This window comes from Noviherbaspirillum album, assembly GCF_035916955.1.
GTDB lineage: Bacteria > Pseudomonadota > Gammaproteobacteria > Burkholderiales > Burkholderiaceae_D > Noviherbaspirillum > Noviherbaspirillum album.
In genome coordinates this window covers 15,828-32,655 of the sequence record NZ_JAWIIV010000032.1, presented here as the reverse complement: position 1 = coordinate 32,655, position 16,828 = coordinate 15,828, and the positions used below count along the sequence as shown (strand labels likewise).

Below are 16,828 nucleotides of genomic sequence, written 5' to 3'. Positions count from 1 at the left end.
ATGAACCGCATTTTCATCCGCATGGCGCCGCTGATTGCATTGGCGATCGCGGTGGCGGCCATCGCGATCTATTTCGCGATTCGCCTCCTGTTCGGCGACCCGCTCGAAGACATCGCCCGCAAGCAGGCGGCCGGGCCGATCTTCCTGCTCGAGCAGTATATCGACCTGGCGCCGGCCGACGAGTGGCTGGTCCGGCTGAACAAGGTGCGCGAGGTGTCGGGCTTCAACATGGAGCTCATCCCCGTCAGCACTGCGCTGGAGCGGCTGCCGCCGCAGGAGCATGCGTCCCTGCAGCGAGGCGCGGTCGTGCTGGACATCGCCGCCAGGACCTTCTATCGCCGCGTCGATCTTGACGGCGACCGCTATGTCGGCAGCGACGAGGACGTGCTTGAAGTCAGCCGACTGCCTATCGATATCGGCCTGGAGCTGAAGACGGAACTGCTGCGCTATCTCATCGTTGCGCTGTGCATGCTGGTTCCGCTGGGCATCTGGTCGCGCGCGCACTGGCGCGAACTGCTGGCGCTGTCGAAGGTGGCCGACAGCCTCGGCGAAGGCCGGCTATCGGCGCGGGCTCCGACCGGCAGGCGTTCCGGATTGCAGCCGCTGGCGATCCGCATGAACGAGATGGCCAACCGCATCGAAGGCTTGCTCGATGCGCAGAAAAGTCTTTTGCACTCGGTCTCGCACGAGCTGCGCACCCCGATTTCACGCCTCGAATTCGGCCTAGAACTGCTGCGCGATGCGGCGGACGACCCGCGGCTTGATGCGCGCATCCGTTCGATGGAAGACGATGTGCATGAATTGAAGGCGCTGGTCAACGAATTGCTGAGGCTGGCCCAGATGGATGGCCGGCACGGATTGCAAAGCGAGCCTTTCGATCCGGGCCAGGCATTGCGCGATTGCGCGCAGCGCAGCCAGCATGCCTTCCGCGGCAAGCAGCTCGAATGCGTGTTCGACCAAAGCCTCCAGGCATGGACGGGAGACCGCCGCCTGTTTGCGCGGGCAGTCGACAATCTCCTGCTCAATGCGGCCAAGTACTCGCGGGAGCGCGTAAGAATGAGCGCAAGCGGCGGCAGCAGCGTCAGCAGCAGCGTCAGCAGCAGCGTCAGCAGCGGGACCCTGGAAATCGTGGTCGAAGACGACGGCCCTGGCGTGCCGCCGGAAGAACGCGAGCGCATCTTCGAGGCTTTCTACCGCCTGGACCGCAGCCGCGACCGGGCGACCGGCGGTTTCGGGCTGGGGCTGGCCATCGCGCGCAAGGCCGTGGCGCTGCATGGCGGCACGCTGACCGTCGAAAGCTCGGCGCTAGGCGGCGCCCGCTTCATCATGCGGCTGCCCGCCTGAGATGAAATCGCGTCACTGCGCCCACGGCTGGCAGCAGGCCCGTTGCCGGGCCGGGATCAACCGGCCGAAGACAGAAAACCGGAAATCAGGCTGATGGTGTTGTCGGGCCGCTCGCGGTGCGGAACGTGATTGGTATCCTTCATGATCTCCACTCGCGACGGCCCGCCGCTGAGCCGGCCGATCAATTCCGGATGACGCGTCGATCCGTATTCGTCAAATTCCCCATGAATGGCAAGCACCGGGCATGTCACCTTGGGCAGCACCTCCGACAGTGACCACGAGGCGAACCCAGGATCGAGCCAGGTTTCGGTCCAGGCATCGAGCACCCATTTCGCCTTGTCGCCGTGATACTTCCCAAGCCGTTCAAGCTGTGCATCATCCATGAACTGCTGTTTCGCCGCGCGTATGCCCTGCAGAGTCCTGTCTTCGGCGAACACTTGCGCCGACTCGGTGATCAGCGCATCGCAGTCGGCGGAAAACCGCGTGGCGCAGTGGATGGCCATGCCGCCGCCGACGCTATGGCCGAGTGCGACGAATTTTTTCAATCCAAGCCGTTCGCGCAGCACCGGAAAGAAGGTGTGCGCTTCATCGGCGACGAAATCCAGCGCCGGCCGGTCGGCGCGCGGGTCCGATTGTCCGAAGCCGAGCCTGTCGTAGGCAATGATGCGGCGTCCGGTGGCGGCGCTCAAGCGGGCAGGGAAATCGCGCCACAGGTCGACGCAGCCCAGGGAATCATGAAAGAGCACCACCGGCGCCTTCTCCCCGGACCCGCCTGAATCATCCGCAGTGCTGCTCCAGGTCCGCACAAAGAGTCTTCCGCGAGGATGATCGATTCGCGTGTCATTGGAAATGATGTTTGGGGTTTCAAGGCTTGCCATGTCGATGATGCAGAATCCGTGTGGAGTTATTCGAAATATCGCCAGCGGAATGTCGGGTGCAACTGAGCCGCACCAGGAATCCGATCGAGTGACGACGCATCGGCAAGCCGGTTGCGTTGCGTTGCGATGCGATGGCGCAGACCTCGCGCCTGCGTTCAGGCTCAGCCGGCAGCGCCTGTCTTGAGCGACTCGATGTAACGAAGCACATCTTCCTCGCGGCCGTCGCCCACCAGCTGGGCCGGAGTCCGCCCGTCGAATGAAGGCAGCGGCTGATTCATCCATGCGCTTGCCTCATCGTCGTTGCCCGCAATTGCCCGGGCGCCGTGCATGACCGTGTAGTAGGCCTGCGCCTTGCGCGACTGTGCCTGGAAGCGTGTGCGGAGCGCCTCCAGTCCCTGGGAAGAAAGGTTTCCTTCTTTCATGATGCTTACCTCGTTCAACGCAGCTGCGATGTTTTCCTGTCCGGCCGCGGGCGGATGCCGTGCGACATGAGTGATTGTACGCATCCCGCAAGTTGCTTGCTGCCTGCTTCGCGCCGATGGTCCATGGAGCCGGCAGGCCTGCGCATTGTCAAAGGCAACCTGCATGCCGTTTTGGATGGTGCTTTCCCGGATCTAGAATGAAGACGTCAAAGGCCGGCTGCAATGAAACGTCGTCTCGCAGGAAGATTCCTGCCAATGCAGCGTCATGGAAGCGGAGGACAACATGAACACCGAAGTGCTTGTCATCGGCGCCGGTCCGACCGGCTTGATGCTTGCGAATCAGCTTGCGAGGCGGCATGTGCATGTCACCGTCATCGACCAGCATGCGGGTCCGTCGATACAAACCAAGGCGCTTGGCGTGCAGGCTCGCACGCTGGAAATCTATTCTCGCCTCGGCATTGCGGAACGTGCCGTCGAACTGGGCCGGCGTGCCGCCGGCGCCACCTTGTGGTCGGGAGGGAAACGCGTCGCGCGGGTGCCGCTGGGGGATATCGGCGCGGACCTGAGCCCCTATCCTTTCCTGCTGATCCTGGGACAGGACGTCAACGAAGCGCTGCTCGGCGATGCGCTCGGCGAACAGGACGTGCATGTGCAGTGGAACAGCAGACTGGTCGATCTGGTACAGGCGCCCGACGCGGTCACCGCCAAAATAGCGCGCCAGGACGGCTCCGTCGAGGAGATCACCGCCAGATGGGTTGCCGGCTGCGACGGCGCCCGCAGCACGGTACGTGAAGCGTGCGGCATTCCATTTTCCGGCGCGCCGTACCCGCATGTATTTTATGTGGCCGATACGCGGGCGACAGGTTCCATGGCGCCGGATGAGTTGAACATTTATCTCTGGCGCGGCGGATTTCACTTGTTTTTTCCGTTGCCGGGGAAGGATCACTGGCGGGTCGTCGGCATTCTCCCGGCTGAACTGCGCTCGGTCGAAGGACTGACTTTCGATGCCGTCGCTCCCTTCGTGTGCCGCGAAGTGGGCGGCGCGGATCCAGGCGCAGCTACAGGCACAGATACAGGCACAGATACAGGCGTTTCAGGAGCGGGGCCGCACCTGGCTTTCCAGGACTGCAACTGGTTTTCCACCTATCAGGTGCATCACCGGCGCGCGGCCCGTTTCCGCGATCGCCGCTGTTTCCTGCTCGGCGACGCCGCCCACATCCATAGTCCGGTCGGCGCTCAAGGCATGAACACCGGCTTGCAGGATGCCTACAACCTCGCATGGAAGCTCGCGCTCGTGCAATCCGGGAATGCGGGCGAAGATTTGCTCGGTTCCTACGAAATCGAGCGCGTCCCGGTGGCCGATCGCTTGCTCAGGACCACCGACCAGGCATTTGGCTTCCTCATTTCGGAAAGCTGGTTTGCCGAAGCGTTTCGCACGCGGATCGTCCAGAGGGTGATCGCCATGGCAATGCGGCGGGAGCGTACCCGCAGGCTGGCATTTCGCACGATTTCGCAAACCGGTATCCGTTATCGCAACAGTCCGCTGTCGAGAATGCAGGCCCGTTTGCCCGATGAAGCCCCGCGCGCGGGCGATCGTTTTCCCTGGCTGCAGTTGAGGCTGATTGCTGGCGGTCCCGTCGAAGACCTGTTCGCGAAACTCGACGATACCCGCTTCAACCTGATGCTGTTCGGCCAGCCTGCCCCTGCCTCTGCACGCAAGCATGCGGCGGAGGCTGGCGGACTGATGACGACCCACGTGATACCGGCCGATCCAGTCAATGACCGGGCACTCTCCCGCGCCGGCATTCCGCGGCCTTCGTTCTTCCTGCTCCGTCCCGACGGGCACGTGGGACTGGCGGGAAGCATGCTGGATGCCGCCGCGCTTGATGACTACTTGACCGGCCCGGTGCAATTGAGAAAGGGCGGCGACGCGGAGTCTACCGGTGACAGTGCCGCACTGCCTGCCGGTAATTGATGGAAGCCGGTCTCACGCGGCTTCCAACAATGCCAGCTTGCTCGACGGTCTTTCCGGTAGTAAATACTGGGCCGTCTTGAATACTGCCGGCGAGATAGAGATGTCAAGGTCACAGTGTTTCGCGCAAGCATGTATTCCGCCGATTTCCACAATGTTGTGTGTCGCGCCGGAACTGTCGTAGTTTCCTGCTGTCTTCGAACGGTCGTGCCCGAACGGTCGTACTCGTTAAGGCACACTGCCTTTCAAAGACCCTCTTTCATTTCCAATGCAGGAAAACATGGCGACTCCTTCGACAGCACCCTTTCCCCTGACCGGCGACACGGCCATCGATGCCACCACCCACGGCTATTCCTGGCAACTCGACTCCAGCCGTACCCTGCGCTGGGCGGTTGCCGGCGGACTGGACGGGGAATACTGGAGCAATCCGCAGGCCGTGGCCGACCAGATGAGCCTGATCTTCGGCAGCCTGGGATCGTATGCCAATGTGCGGTTTGACTATGCCGGTGCGTATGCGAACCCGGTGGAGGCGGCACCGCACTCCGATATCACCATCAGTCTGAGCGCATCGACCGGATTATTCCCCAGCAACTCCATGTGGGCACTCGCGTTCTTTCCGGATGCCGCCTACAACGCTGCCTATGAAGGCGGCCCGGGAGATGTCTTTCTCAATGCCCGCAGCGAGGCCAACTCCCTTGCCAGCTACGCGCCGGGATCGGCCGGATACTTCCTGTTCCTTCATGAGATCGGCCATGCTCTCGGGCTCAAGCATCCCCACGACAGCGGGGGCACCGGGCGGCCGACCTTTTCCCAATTGGGCCTGAGCGAATTGGACAACGACTGGTTTTCCGTCATGTCCTACGAAGATGAATTCGGTTTCGACCTGGGCAGCTATGACCCCGCCACGCCGATGCCGCTGGATGTTCTTGCCCTGCAGCATTTATACGGCAAGAACATGAGCACGAATGCGGGCGACAGCAGTTACACCCTTCCGGTCAATAATTTCTATTCCACCATCTGGGACGCGGGCGGCACCGACACGGTCGATCTGAGCGGCGCCAGCGGAGGCTGGTCCGTCAGCCTCCCCGACATGCAGCTGTCCACGCTGGTCGATACCAAGACCGGCATGGCCTACCTCGAAAGCGAAAAGAACGCATCCACGCCCACCACGCTGTACTGGCTGATGGGCGACATCGAGAATCTCGCCGGCTCCGGTTTCACCGACACGCTGGTCGGCTCGCAGGGAAACAATGTGCTGCGCGGCGGCGGCGGGAACGATGCGATCGACGGTGCGGGCGGAACCGATACCGCGTTGTATGCATCGGCCAGGGACAACTACACGATTGCACGCGCAGCCACCGGTCCGGCCTTGAACGTCGCAGCAAACGCCGGGAGCGAAAGCAACGAAGGCACCGACAGCCTGACCAATATCGAGCGTCTCTCGTTCGCCGACAGGAGCGTGGCCTTCGATGATATCGGTGAGTCAGTCTATCGGCTGTACGAAGCAGCCTTCGGCAGAAAGCCCGACGATGCGGGACTGGGTTACTGGATCGCCCAGCGCGATGCGGGCCTGAGCCTGGAGGAGGCTGCCCGGAGCTTCATTGCATCGGCGGAGTTTCAGCAGAAATACGGCACGAATCTGGATAATGCCGACTTCGTCGGAGCGCTGTATTCAAACGCCCTGAATCGTGCGCCGGATGCCGCCGGCTTCGCATACTGGACCGACCAGTTGGAGCGCGGCACCATCAGCCGCCATGCGATGCTCGCCGCGTTCAGCGAGAGCCCCGAGCACGTTGCCCAGCTTGTCGGCTCGCTGCAGAACGGCGTCGACTATATCCAGTACGCATAGAGCGGTTCCGCCAGGGTAACTTGCCTGCGCAGCGGTCAGGCGCTGCCGGGAAGTTTCCCCGGTGTCGCCGCGGTCGCCGGCGGCGCCTCGCGCACACCGTCGGCAGGCGATTCCCGCGACAGCCATTGCTTGAGCATCTGGCAGCCCGCAAGCAGCATGGCCCCGCCATAGATGCAGAGCACAATGAAGGTACAACGAATCCACAGCACAACGACAGATAGATTTTCTTCCAGATCGCTCATGACAGGCCCTCCATAGGTGTCCCTGAGTCAAACTTTACTCCCGGCTATACGTGAAACATTGAGAGCAAGCAAAGGAAGGTCGGCGGTTTATGGATTCGGCCCGGAAAATGAACCATTTTCCGGGCCGAATCAAGAGAGCGAATCAGGGCGAAAACGCTCTATCTATGCCGCGAGAGCGGTTTCGCCATGACCTGCTTGCCGATCCCGGGCGGATTGCTTCTGGTACGGCGTTGCGCCTCCTTGCCATGGCCCGCCATGTCGCGCCGCCGCGCCTTGTCCCAGAAACAATCCGCCTCGGCCTCGACTAAGCCGGTCAAGGCGAAACCGTTCGAGGCGCGGCCGGCATTGAACTCACATTTCCGGACCGACGCCGACCGGCGGCGGCGCAAGATTCACGATCATCGAGAAAAGCTGCTGCATGGTCGTGTCAGCCCGGCTTCCCTCAAGCGGATTTTTTTCTTCGCTGAAAGCGGCATCGAGCTCGCGCCAGTCGTCCTCGCTCAATACCTCCAGGGCGATGGCGAGAATCTTCTGTTCTTCCAGACGCATGTGCGCCTTGTAGAAATCGGCGTATTGTCCGGCCATCAGCGCAAACGGCTCGAACGCGGCGGCCCCCTCCAGTTCGTAGCGGTTCAGCGCATGTTCCAGGTCAAGCACCAGTCGGTCGCCGAGCGCATGCTGCGCCTCGAGCTCGATGATGGCTTCGTCCGCTTCGCCGGTGCGCTTGCGAATCATCGGGAACAGGAAGCGGTCTTCCTTCGGATGGTGCACGCGCTCGGGATAGTCGTGGATATAGAGAAGCATCGCCCGCAGCACCTTCAGGTCGGGCTTCTTTCCGCCGTCGCTGATGGCGCGGATAATCTGAAGCATGCCCTGCAGGACGGCACTCAGTACATCGTGGTCGTGCTGGATGATATTGACTGCCGCATGGGATGAGCGCAAACGCATGATTGATCTGCCTGTTCTGAATAAGGGAAACGGATGCGCCGCCCGGCAGGGTTCAAGTCAAGGCTGCGGAAACGGCACGGTAGGCGGATGCTATTTGGCCGGTCCCTTCAATTCCTTGACCTCAATCAAATTTTTCCGGATCGCGGCATGGGCGCCGGCAGCGCGGGCTTGCTTGGCTTGCCCGGTCCGCCGGACGCGCGCCGCTCAGGCAGTCAGGCAATCACGTTCAGGCGATCAGCTTCAATCCCGGCGGCAGCGAATCGCCGAGGAAGCCGCGCTGGCTGACTTCATCGAGGTCCACCGTCTGTTCCACCATGTCGGCCCAGGACGGCGATGCGCCGGACGACTTCAGGCGCTGCACGACGCGCCCGCGCAGGTCGGCCGGCACGTCGCGCACGCGGTCCCCGGTGGAGCGCGCGATATGGGCGGCAGCCAGCGCCGCGCCATCGACGCGTTTCCAGTCCAGCGCCAGCAGCCGTTCCAGCCACGGCGCGGCAATGTCCGGCGCCACCACCTCATGCGCAGCGCCTTGGAAGGGGCGGCGCGCTCCGATGCGGGCAAGCGTCCACAGGATAAGGCTGTCCGAGGGCGGCGTGGCATTGCGCTGCAAGGGCATCGATTTATCCAGCAGGCCGAGCAGCCAGTCGCCGATCTCGGTCTTGTAGCTCGCGGGGATTCGTTCCAGCGAGCCGGCCAGGCGGAGCATGTCGTCGTAGCCGCCGGCAACGAGATGGGGAGGCCGGTCGCGCAATGCGGCTTCATCGTCCTGCACATTGAAGGCGAAATCGTCGAGCAGGCGAAGCTGCCTTGTGGTGTCGAGACCACCCGCGACGCGACGCCACAGCGTCCACCATTCGGTGGCGACCTGGCTCTCCTTCACATACTGGATGCCGGTGTCGAACATGGCCCACAGCTGATCGATGCGCCAGTCGTCGAGCGGATAGCCGAAGCCGGGCCGCAGGCAGTAGCCGGCCAGATTGAGCCAGACGCGTTCATGGTCGGCGGAGCGGCGGCGTGCGCGGGCGCGCTGCAGCAGCGCATCGAACAGCTTGCGCAGCACCGGGGTGCTCCACTGCTCGCGGCCGCCGATCAGCTTTTCCAGCTGGGCGCGCAATTGCCTGACTTCCTTCGGCGGCAGTTTCTGCGAGCGGCTGCCGAAGATGCGGTCGATTCTTTCCAGCGCCTCGCCGATGCGGGCCGGCAGCGCATCGGCACCGGCCTCCGGGCCGGACCCGGCGTGCTGCGCATCTCCTGCAGCGCGATCCTGCCGGTCTTCTACTTCCCGCAGCTGAAATTCCAGCAGCCAGCGCCGCTCCGCATCTTCCGTGCTCACGCAGTGCATCTCCAGCGTGCCCACTTCGGTCAGCGCGGTGGCGAGCCTTACCGGCACCTCCGCCTTCGCACCAGCCCCCGCCCCCGACTCCGCCGGCAGCACGGTGGCGATCGGGGGCAGGGGCACGAGATCGCCCGGCGCAAGTTCGACCAGCTCGCCGGGCAGCGGCGCGCGGTTGCCGCGGTCCACCGTCGAGGACATCAGGTGAAAGCGTACCGGCCGGCCGAGGCGCAGCGCGAAGACGCGGTCTTCCAGCAGCAGCTCGCGTCCCTGCTCGCTGCCCTTGGGCAGGACGCAGACCGCGCGCAGGGTATCGTTTTTTGCCTGCACGGACGCTTCCCTGCTGCGCTCGTCCAGCATCAGGAAATAGGAGCGCGGCGAGCCGCCGCCGATGCGGGGCGCGAGACCTTCCCGCGCCAATGCGAAGGCGACCGCGCCGCGCGCGACCGCGACATCCGGGTTGTCGTTGTGCAGCAGATGCAGGGCTTGTCCGCGCCAGCGGCCGAGCGCATCCCGCAGCCGCGATGCGAGGGCCGGCGCCCGGAATACCCCACCATTGAGCAGCAGGGTATCGGGAATGGCCGGGGCACCGGCGTCAACATCCGCATGGCCATCGTCTGTCATGCCCAGCGCTTCGCGGGATGGGCCGGCAAACTGGGCAAGAAAGGCCGCGAGATGGCGGGTGACCGCGGGATCGCTCGCATACGGCAGACCGAACTCGACGATGCCGCTGCGGCGCTGCTGCACCGGTTCGTCGGCCTCCACCAGCGGGAAAAAGCCGTCGACCACGATGCGCAGCGCTTCGTCGCGCGTCAGTTCGATGCTGCGGGACCCGCCGATCAGGCGCGAGCCGGCGCCGAGCAGCGTGACCGCGACCTTCTCCGGTGCGTCGGATGCGAGCAGCTGCTCCTTGGCGCTGCGGCAGCGTTCCAGCAATTGCGACAGCTCGGTCGCCGACAGGCGGCGCTGGCCGCCCTGGCCGCCCTCCCGGCTGTTGCCCTGCATGCGGCTTTCGGCCACGTGCGCGAGCACCAGGTCCATGTTGTCGCCGCCCAGCATCAGGTGCTTGCCGACACCGATGCGCGTCAGCTGCGGTAGGCCATCCTGCAGCTCCACCTTGATCAGGCTGAGGTCGGTGGTGCCGCCGCCGACATCGCACACCAGCACCAGGCGGGTCTGCGCCAGTTCGGCCGCAAGATTGGCGCGATGGCGGAATACCCAGTCGTAGAAGGCAGCCTGCGGTTCCTCCAGCAGGCGCAATGTCGCCAGGCCGGCCTGGGCCGCGGCGCGGACGGTGAGGGCGCGCGCGCTTTCGTCGAAGGAAGCGGGCACGGTCAGCACGATATCCTGCTGCTCCAGCGGCGCATCCGGAAACCGCAGGTTCCAGGCCGCGCGCACATGGGCCAGGTAGCTGGCGCTGGCTTCCACCGGCGACACCTTGAGCACATCGTCGCCCGCGCCCCACGGCAGGATGGGGGCGAGGCGGTCGACCGCCGCATGAGACAGCCAGCTCTTGGCGCTGGCCACCAGCCGGCCCGGCACCTGCGCGCCCAGCTTGCGCGCGAGCGCGCCGACGATGACCGGCCCGGCCTGCGCCTCCTGTTCCCGCGCGCCGGTCCAGGGCAGCTGCAGGTCGCCCGGGGCCAGTTCGCCCGGAGCCGCATGAAAGCGCAGCGAAGGCAGCAGGGGCGCCGCCTTGACTTCCCCCGGCGCGGTCAGCTGCTCGATGTCGAACAGGCGAATGTCATGGCTGCCGTGTTCCGCATAGGCGACGACGGTATTGGTGGTGCCGAGATCGATGCCTACCCTGTAGCGCTTCATCGCATCTTGTGCCCGTGCGCTCAGGACTGCGCCTGTCCGCGCACGTCGAACTCCACCTTCCAGCGCTCGCTGCCGTTGCGCGGCACCGCCGACAATTCCAGCGTGCCGGCTTCGGTGACCTTGGCCTGCAGCCTCACCTGAACCACCTCGCCCGGCTGCCGGCCTTCGGTAGGCAGCATCGACTGGATCTCTTCCAGCTCCTGCAGTTCATCGGGCTGCCAGAAATCGAGCAGGGTGCCGATCTGGTCCTGGCGGCGCGTGGAGGAACCGAAGAAGCGGAAATGCACCGGCTCGCCGACCACGAGGCCGAATTCCTCGGTCTGCAGTTCGGCCTCGGTGCCTTCCTCCATGCCGAAGGGAGCGATGCACAGCGCCTGGATCGGCGGTTCCATGCCGGGAATGGCGGGCATGGAAGATTCGACGCCCACGTAAAACGCGCGCGCCGTGCCGCCGCGGATACGCACGCCGCGCCCGCGCCGCACATAGCCGTAGTACGCGGCGCCGCGCGCCACCGCCAGGTCGAGGTCGGCCCCGGTCAGCAGGCGCGCGGGTTCGGCGTTTTCACCGGCGAGCCAGCCGTTGATGGTGGCCAGGGTGCGTTCGGCCAGGATGCCGGACTTGAACACGCCGCCGTTGAACAGCACCGCGGTCGGATGCAGGAACGAAGCGTCGGCGCGCACGCGTCCGGCGAAATCTTCCAGCTCCGACAGCGCCGAGGTCTGGCGCGCCAGGAAGGCGGCGAGGTGGCGCGTGACGGCCGCATCCTGCGCGAACGGCAGGCCGAGCTGGGTCAAGGCGGCGCGCGTGCGGGTGGCCGGGCGGGCCGACGCGTCGACCTGCGGGAAGAAGCCTTCCAGGATGACCGAGGTGACTTCCTCGCGCGTGAGTTCGGTGCGGATGGAACCGCCAATCAGCCTGGAGCCGCGGCTGGGCACGACGATGGGCACGTTCTGCGCGCCGGCATCCGACAGCAGGCTTTCCTTGGCCGAGCGGCAGGCATAGGTCAGCGCGCGCATCTGCCATGGATCGAGCTGGGTACCGCCGGCGGCCAGCTTGCGCGCGACCACGTGGGCCAGCGTCAGGTCCATGTTGTCGCCGCCGAGCAGGATGTGATCACCGACCGCGACCCGGTGCAGTTCCAGGTTGCCTTCGCGTTCCAGCACCGCGATCAGCGAGAAGTCGCTGGTGCCGCCGCCGACATCGACCACGAGAATGATGTCGCCCGGCCGAACCTGCTTGCGCCACTGGCCCTGGCTGTTCTGGATCCAGCTGTAGAGCGCCGACTGCGGCTCTTCCAGCAGCGTCAGCGACTGGTAGCCGGCGCTGCGCGCGGCTTCGGCGGTCAGCTCGCGGGCGGCCGGATCGAAGGAGGCGGGAATGGTGACGGTGACGTCCTGCAGTTCGAAGGGCGCGTCCGGATGCGCATGGTTCCATGCGGCCTTGAGATGTTCGAGATAACGCACCGAGGCTTCCAGCGGCGATACGCGCGCCACTTCCGGCGGCGCATCGCCGGGCAGGATGGCGGCGCGGCGGTCGACGCCGGGATGGCAGAGCCAGCTCTTGGCGCTGGACACCAGGCGGATCGGCGTGGTGGCGCCGCGGCCGCGGGCCAGTTCGCCGACCACGTACGGCAGGTCGCCGCTCCAGGGCAGGGTGCGTTCCCCGGGCGCCAGTTCATCGCCGTGCGGCAGGTAGAGGAAGGAAGGCAGGAGCGGCTGCGCTTCCACCGCGCCGGGCGCGGTGAGCTGCGGCACTTCCAGCACGCCGTGGATGGTCTTGTCGCCGTCGCTGGCGCCCATGTCGGTATAGGCCAGCGCCGAATGCGTGGTGCCGAGATCGATGCCGATCGAGTAACGGGCCGTGCTCATAATTCCACCTCCGCCGGCGCCAGCACCGAAGCGTCGTGGCTTTCCGCCAGCTTGGGCAGGCGCACGTCGGTTGCGCGCCAGCCGCGATGGGTCAGGGTGCCGCGGAAGGGCGCGCTGCCGACCACATTGCCGGTGAGCCGTATCGCGGCGGCGTCGAAACCTTCCTGCAGCGTGACCGTGCTGCCTTCATTGTCTTCGCGCACCGGCGCGATGCTGAAATGCTCGTTCAATACCTTTCTGCAACCTTCGTGTACGACACGCGCCGCCGCGCCGATTTCCGCATCCGAATAATTGGCGAGGTTTTCCTGGGTGAAGTCGATGAGGCGGGCATCCCGCTGCAGCAGGCTCAGCAGCAGCAGCGCGGCGTCGGACGATGCTTCCTTCAGCGGCGGGGGCGGGGCGACTTCCGGCGCTTTCTCGGGCTCGGGAGGCGTCGGGGCCGCATCGGACACAGGCTCCTTGCCCAGCGTATTGATGCGGGATGCGAAATCGATATCCGAAAAGGTCCGGAAAAAGGCGCCGAACGCCAGCGGAATCCTGCGCAGGAAGGACGGTTTCGCAGTGTTCGTTTGGCTGGACGTTGAGTCGTTCATCTATTGCTCCTGTTCTAATGATGGATTCGCATGGACGGACCGCTGTCCATGATCCGGCCGCGCGGCGGCCGACCATGGCGATGACGCTCAGGCGGCGCAGCGGCGTGCTGTCGAATCCGAAAGGGCTGGATTATGTCAGATTCGCATTGAAAACAGATGGTTCGCGAATCCGTCTGGTCATGCATTGCGGAAATGCAGTGCCTTGGCGACGAAGGAATGAATGCATGGCCGGCATGCCGTCATTTCATTCCGCACCGTTCTAGAGCGCTTTCGGTTTGACCGGCCTAGCGAGACCGAGGTGGCTTGCTGGCGAAACATGGCGCGGCGACGCGACATGGCGGGCTCGGCGCCCCCGGGCCATGGCAAGGAGGACTCGGCGTCCCCACACAACGCAGTGTCGCTGGCAAAGCAGCCGGGATCGTCAGGCAGGTCAAACCGAAAGCGCTCTATCCAAGGGGAACTGTCATGACACTTCATCAATTCCGCGCTGTCGCGATTTTCGCACAAGCACGCGAAAGCAGGCGCGAGCGAGGTCAACACTTTGCTGGCAAGCGAATATCGGCAACGTGCGCCAATGACCGGTCCAAGTGGTGTCAGGCATTGAAGCGTATGTCGTCCTGGCAACAGGACCGATGAATCGTTAACGAATCAATCACGGTTTGGGGATATTCATCACACGTGACGGTATCTGCACGCTGGTTTACTTTCGTCAAAGCAACATCTGGCGTTATAATCCACGCAGACACAATCGCAATTCCACTCCCGTCAGCCTCATCCCCGCCGTCGGTCATCGCGTTGTTCCCTCATGAAGCCGTTCGTCGCCTCGCAGTTGCGTCGAGCATTCCGGATCCACTACCAGCCTGTTTCCCGCCGCGCCCCCTTTATCCGGGCGAACCGCGGCGGCATCGGCTTGGCAGCGATTCCTGTTGATTGACTGATATCGACAATATGAAACTCAAAGACTTGAAAATCGGTACGCGCCTCGGCGCGGCGTTCGCACTGGTGCTCGCCCTGACTGCAATGATGACCGGCCTCGGCATTTTCGAACTGTCGCGCGTGGCGGCCGCGAAGAACGAGATGGCGGAAGCTTCACAGAAAAGACAGCTTGCCGAAGAATGGCTGCGCGGCATTTCCACCAACGCGGTGCGCACCTTCGCCAAGGCCAAAAGCGATAACGCCGACGACCAGCTCTACTTTGAAAGGGAGATGACGGCAACCAGCAAGCGCCTTACCGAAATCCAGAAGGAGCTGGAGCGCCTGGTTCTTTCGGAAGAGGGCAAGCGCCTGATAAGCAATGTCGGAGACACGCGCAAGGTCTATCTGGCGGCGCGCGACAATGCATTCCAGCTGAAGAAGGAGAATCCGGAGGCGGCGGAAGAATTGAAGGCAGCGATCGACACGAAGATGGTGCCGGCGATGAATGCCTATCTCGACTCCGTGAAGCTTGTGCTGGCCTTCCAGGGCAAGGTTTTCGACATTGCCAATGCGCGCATCGACGAAGTGTATGCCGACGCAAAACTGGGGCTGGCCGGACTTGGCGCGCTTGCACTCGCCCTCGGCGCGCTGCTGGCCTGGCTGCTGGCCCGCAGCATCACCCACCCCTTGCGGGATGCGGTCGATATCGCGCAGACCGTGGCCGCGGGCGATCTCACGCGAGACATCGACGCCCGCTCGCAGGATGAAGTCGGTCGCCTGCTGGCTGCGTTGAAACAGATGAATGCCAGCCTGCTCAAGACGGTACTCGATGTGCGCAACGGCACCGACATGATCGCGACCGCGTCGCACCAGATCGCCGCCGGCAATCTCGATCTGTCGTCGCGCACCGAACAGCAGGCCAGTTCGCTGCAGGAGACGGCATCGTCGATGGAAGAACTCGCCGCTACCGTCAGGCAGAATGCGGAGCATGCGCGTCGGGCCAACACGCTGGCCATCGATGCCTCCGGCGCGGCCGCCGAGGGCGGCAGCGTGATCGAACAGGTGGTCGGCACCATGAGCGACATCTCGGCGTCGGCAAAGCAGATCGTCGACATCATTTCGGTCATCGACGGCATCGCCTTCCAGACCAACATCCTCGCGCTCAATGCCGCCGTCGAAGCGGCGCGCGCCGGCGAGCAGGGCCGCGGCTTCGCGGTGGTGGCCGGCGAAGTGCGCACGCTGGCGCAGCGCTCGGCCGCCGCCGCCAAGGAAATCAAGGCGCTCATCAACACCTCGGTGGAACGCGTCGAGACCGGCAACAGGCTGGTCGGCAGCGCAGGCAGCAGCATGCAGAACATCGTCGAGAGCGTGCGCAAGGTAACGGACATCATGGGCGAAATCAGTGCCGCGAGTCAGGAACAGACAGCGGGCATCGATCAGATCAACCAGGCCGTCACCCAGATGGACCAGGTCACCCAGCAGAACGCCGCGCTGGTCGAGGAAGCTGCCGCGGCGTCGGAATCCCTGCAGGACCAGGCAGCGAAGCTGGCGCAGGTGGTCAGCGTCTTCAAGCTGGGCGCAATGCAGGGCCAGCAGCAGGCGATCGGCACGAAGCCGCCGGCAGTGACCGGCGGCCGGCCCAAGGCGTTGCCGGCCGCCGCCGCAAGACATATCGCGGTTGCACCAAGACATGCAGCCGTTGCGCAGCGGCCGGCAAGCCGCGTTCCCGCGCGTTCCAACGGCGACGAGTGGGAAGAATTCTGATCGGCACATCGAAATCTCTACGCATGCAACCCATGCGCTCGGGCAAGTTGCGCAGTTTTCGTTATCATTCGCTGCTATAACGCAACTTCCCCACCCTCATGCTCCTCGTCATCATCTTCGTCGCCGGCCTCTGGGCCGGTCTCCAGAACGCCCTTGCCGGCGGCGGCTCCTTCGTGACCCTGCCGGCGCTGATGCTGACCGGTATGTCGCCGCTGGCGGCCAACATCACCTCAACGGTCGCCCTCTTTCCCGGGCAGGTCACTGCCGGGCTGGCGGGGCGCAAGCTGGTGACCGGCGCCGGCGCGCTGCCGTTTCGCGCGCTGTTCGTGGTCAGCATCCTGGGCGGGGCGGTAGGCGGCCTGCTGCTGCTGAAAACGCCGTCCTCGGTCTTCGCCCGCCTGGTGCCATGGCTGGTGCTGTTCGCGACGGTCGTATTCACCTGGGGCAGTTTCTTCCGCAAGCCGGGCGCCGGCGGCACCAGCGTCCATCTCGGCCCGCTCGGTACGGCGTTTGCTCAATTCGTGATCGCCATCTACGGCGGTTATTTCGGCGGCGGCATCGGTTTCCTGATGCTCGCGGCGCTGACCATGGCCGGCCTGCCGACGCGCAATGCCGGCGCCACCAAGAACGTGCTGGCCGGCGTGATGAATGCATCGGCGGTGGCCTTGTTCTTCACCTCGCCGCAACTGCACTGGCGGGAAGCCATCGTGCTCGGCAGCGGCGCCATCATCGGCGGCCTGTGCGGTTCGTGGGCGCTGCATAGGGTCAACGAGAAAGCGCTGCGCATTGCCGTTGTCTGCATCGGCGTCGCGCTGACCATAGGCCTGTTCGTACGGCCTATCTGAGAATCCAAGATCGCGCTGGTTTGAATCGTCATCC

The 16,828-nt window shown here is 64.4% G+C and carries 13 protein-coding genes; 6 read left to right on the top strand and 7 right to left on the bottom strand.

Translation table 11 applies throughout. The features are described from left to right. Positions 1-1,344 carry an ATP-binding protein gene (locus RY831_RS25700; RefSeq protein WP_326509230.1) on the top strand — a complete coding sequence of 448 codons (1,344 nt, stop codon included), beginning with the start codon at positions 1-3 and terminating at the stop codon, positions 1,342-1,344. A gap of 56 nt (positions 1,345-1,400) precedes the next feature. Here RY831_RS25700 and RY831_RS25695 read toward each other — a convergent pair whose 3' ends face one another. Further along, entirely contained in the window at positions 1,401-2,222 is an 822-nt protein-coding gene (locus tag RY831_RS25695; RefSeq protein ID WP_326509229.1) for an alpha/beta fold hydrolase, read from the bottom strand. Positions 2,223-2,383: 161 nt separating this feature from the next. Continuing rightward, positions 2,384-2,728, bottom strand: a complete 345-nt coding sequence (locus RY831_RS25690) for an antitoxin Xre/MbcA/ParS toxin-binding domain-containing protein (RefSeq protein WP_326509228.1) — start codon at positions 2,726-2,728, stop codon at positions 2,384-2,386. Between the two features lie 199 nt (positions 2,729-2,927). Here RY831_RS25690 and RY831_RS25685 point away from each other — a divergent pair, with 199 nt between their 5' ends. Beyond that, the gene (locus RY831_RS25685) at positions 2,928-4,619 is read left to right on the top strand and encodes an FAD-dependent monooxygenase (RefSeq protein ID WP_326509227.1); all 1,692 of its coding nucleotides are present in this window, start codon (positions 2,928-2,930) and stop codon (positions 4,617-4,619) included. Positions 4,620-4,896: 277 nt separating this feature from the next. Beyond that, on the top strand, positions 4,897-6,465 hold the full coding sequence (locus RY831_RS25680; RefSeq protein ID WP_326509226.1) for a DUF4214 domain-containing protein: 1,569 nt from the start codon (positions 4,897-4,899) through the stop codon (positions 6,463-6,465). A 35-nt stretch (positions 6,466-6,500) separates the two neighbouring features. Here RY831_RS25680 and RY831_RS25675 read toward each other — a convergent pair whose 3' ends face one another. The 5 genes from RY831_RS25675 to RY831_RS25655 all read right to left on the bottom strand — a co-directional run bounded on the left by RY831_RS25675 (position 6,501) and on the right by RY831_RS25655 (position 13,270). Next, on the bottom strand, positions 6,501-6,707 hold the full coding sequence (locus RY831_RS25675; protein ID WP_326509225.1) for a hypothetical protein: 207 nt from the start codon (positions 6,705-6,707) through the stop codon (positions 6,501-6,503). Between the two features lie 351 nt (positions 6,708-7,058). Then, entirely contained in the window at positions 7,059-7,655 is a 597-nt protein-coding gene (locus RY831_RS25670; RefSeq protein ID WP_326509224.1) for a hemerythrin domain-containing protein, read from the bottom strand. A 226-nt stretch (positions 7,656-7,881) separates the two neighbouring features. After that, positions 7,882-10,809 (bottom strand): Hsp70 family protein, encoded by a 2,928-nt coding sequence (locus RY831_RS25665; RefSeq protein ID WP_326509223.1) that lies wholly within the window; start codon positions 10,807-10,809, stop codon positions 7,882-7,884. Between the two features lie 20 nt (positions 10,810-10,829). Continuing rightward, on the bottom strand, positions 10,830-12,677 hold the full coding sequence (locus tag RY831_RS25660) for an Hsp70 family protein (protein WP_326509222.1): 1,848 nt from the start codon (positions 12,675-12,677) through the stop codon (positions 10,830-10,832). Further along, positions 12,674-13,270 carry a DUF2760 domain-containing protein gene (locus RY831_RS25655; RefSeq protein WP_326509221.1) on the bottom strand — a complete coding sequence of 199 codons (597 nt, stop codon included), beginning with the start codon at positions 13,268-13,270 and terminating at the stop codon, positions 12,674-12,676. Before RY831_RS25655 ends, RY831_RS25660 begins: the two co-directional genes overlap by 4 nt. 74 nt (positions 13,271-13,344) lie before the next feature. Between RY831_RS25655 and RY831_RS25650 the strand changes: the two genes are divergently transcribed. The 3 genes from RY831_RS25650 (at position 13,345) to RY831_RS25640 (ending at position 16,794) form a co-directional block, all read left to right on the top strand. After that, a complete protein-coding gene (locus RY831_RS25650; protein ID WP_326509220.1) occupies positions 13,345-13,533 on the top strand; it encodes a hypothetical protein in 189 nt (62 codons plus the stop codon). Between the two features lie 685 nt (positions 13,534-14,218). Beyond that, on the top strand, positions 14,219-15,949 hold the full coding sequence (locus RY831_RS25645) for a methyl-accepting chemotaxis protein (protein ID WP_326509219.1): 1,731 nt from the start codon (positions 14,219-14,221) through the stop codon (positions 15,947-15,949). 98 nt (positions 15,950-16,047) lie between these two features. Further along, entirely contained in the window at positions 16,048-16,794 is a 747-nt protein-coding gene (locus tag RY831_RS25640; RefSeq protein ID WP_326509218.1) for a sulfite exporter TauE/SafE family protein, read from the top strand. Positions 16,795-16,828 lie beyond the last annotated feature (34 nt).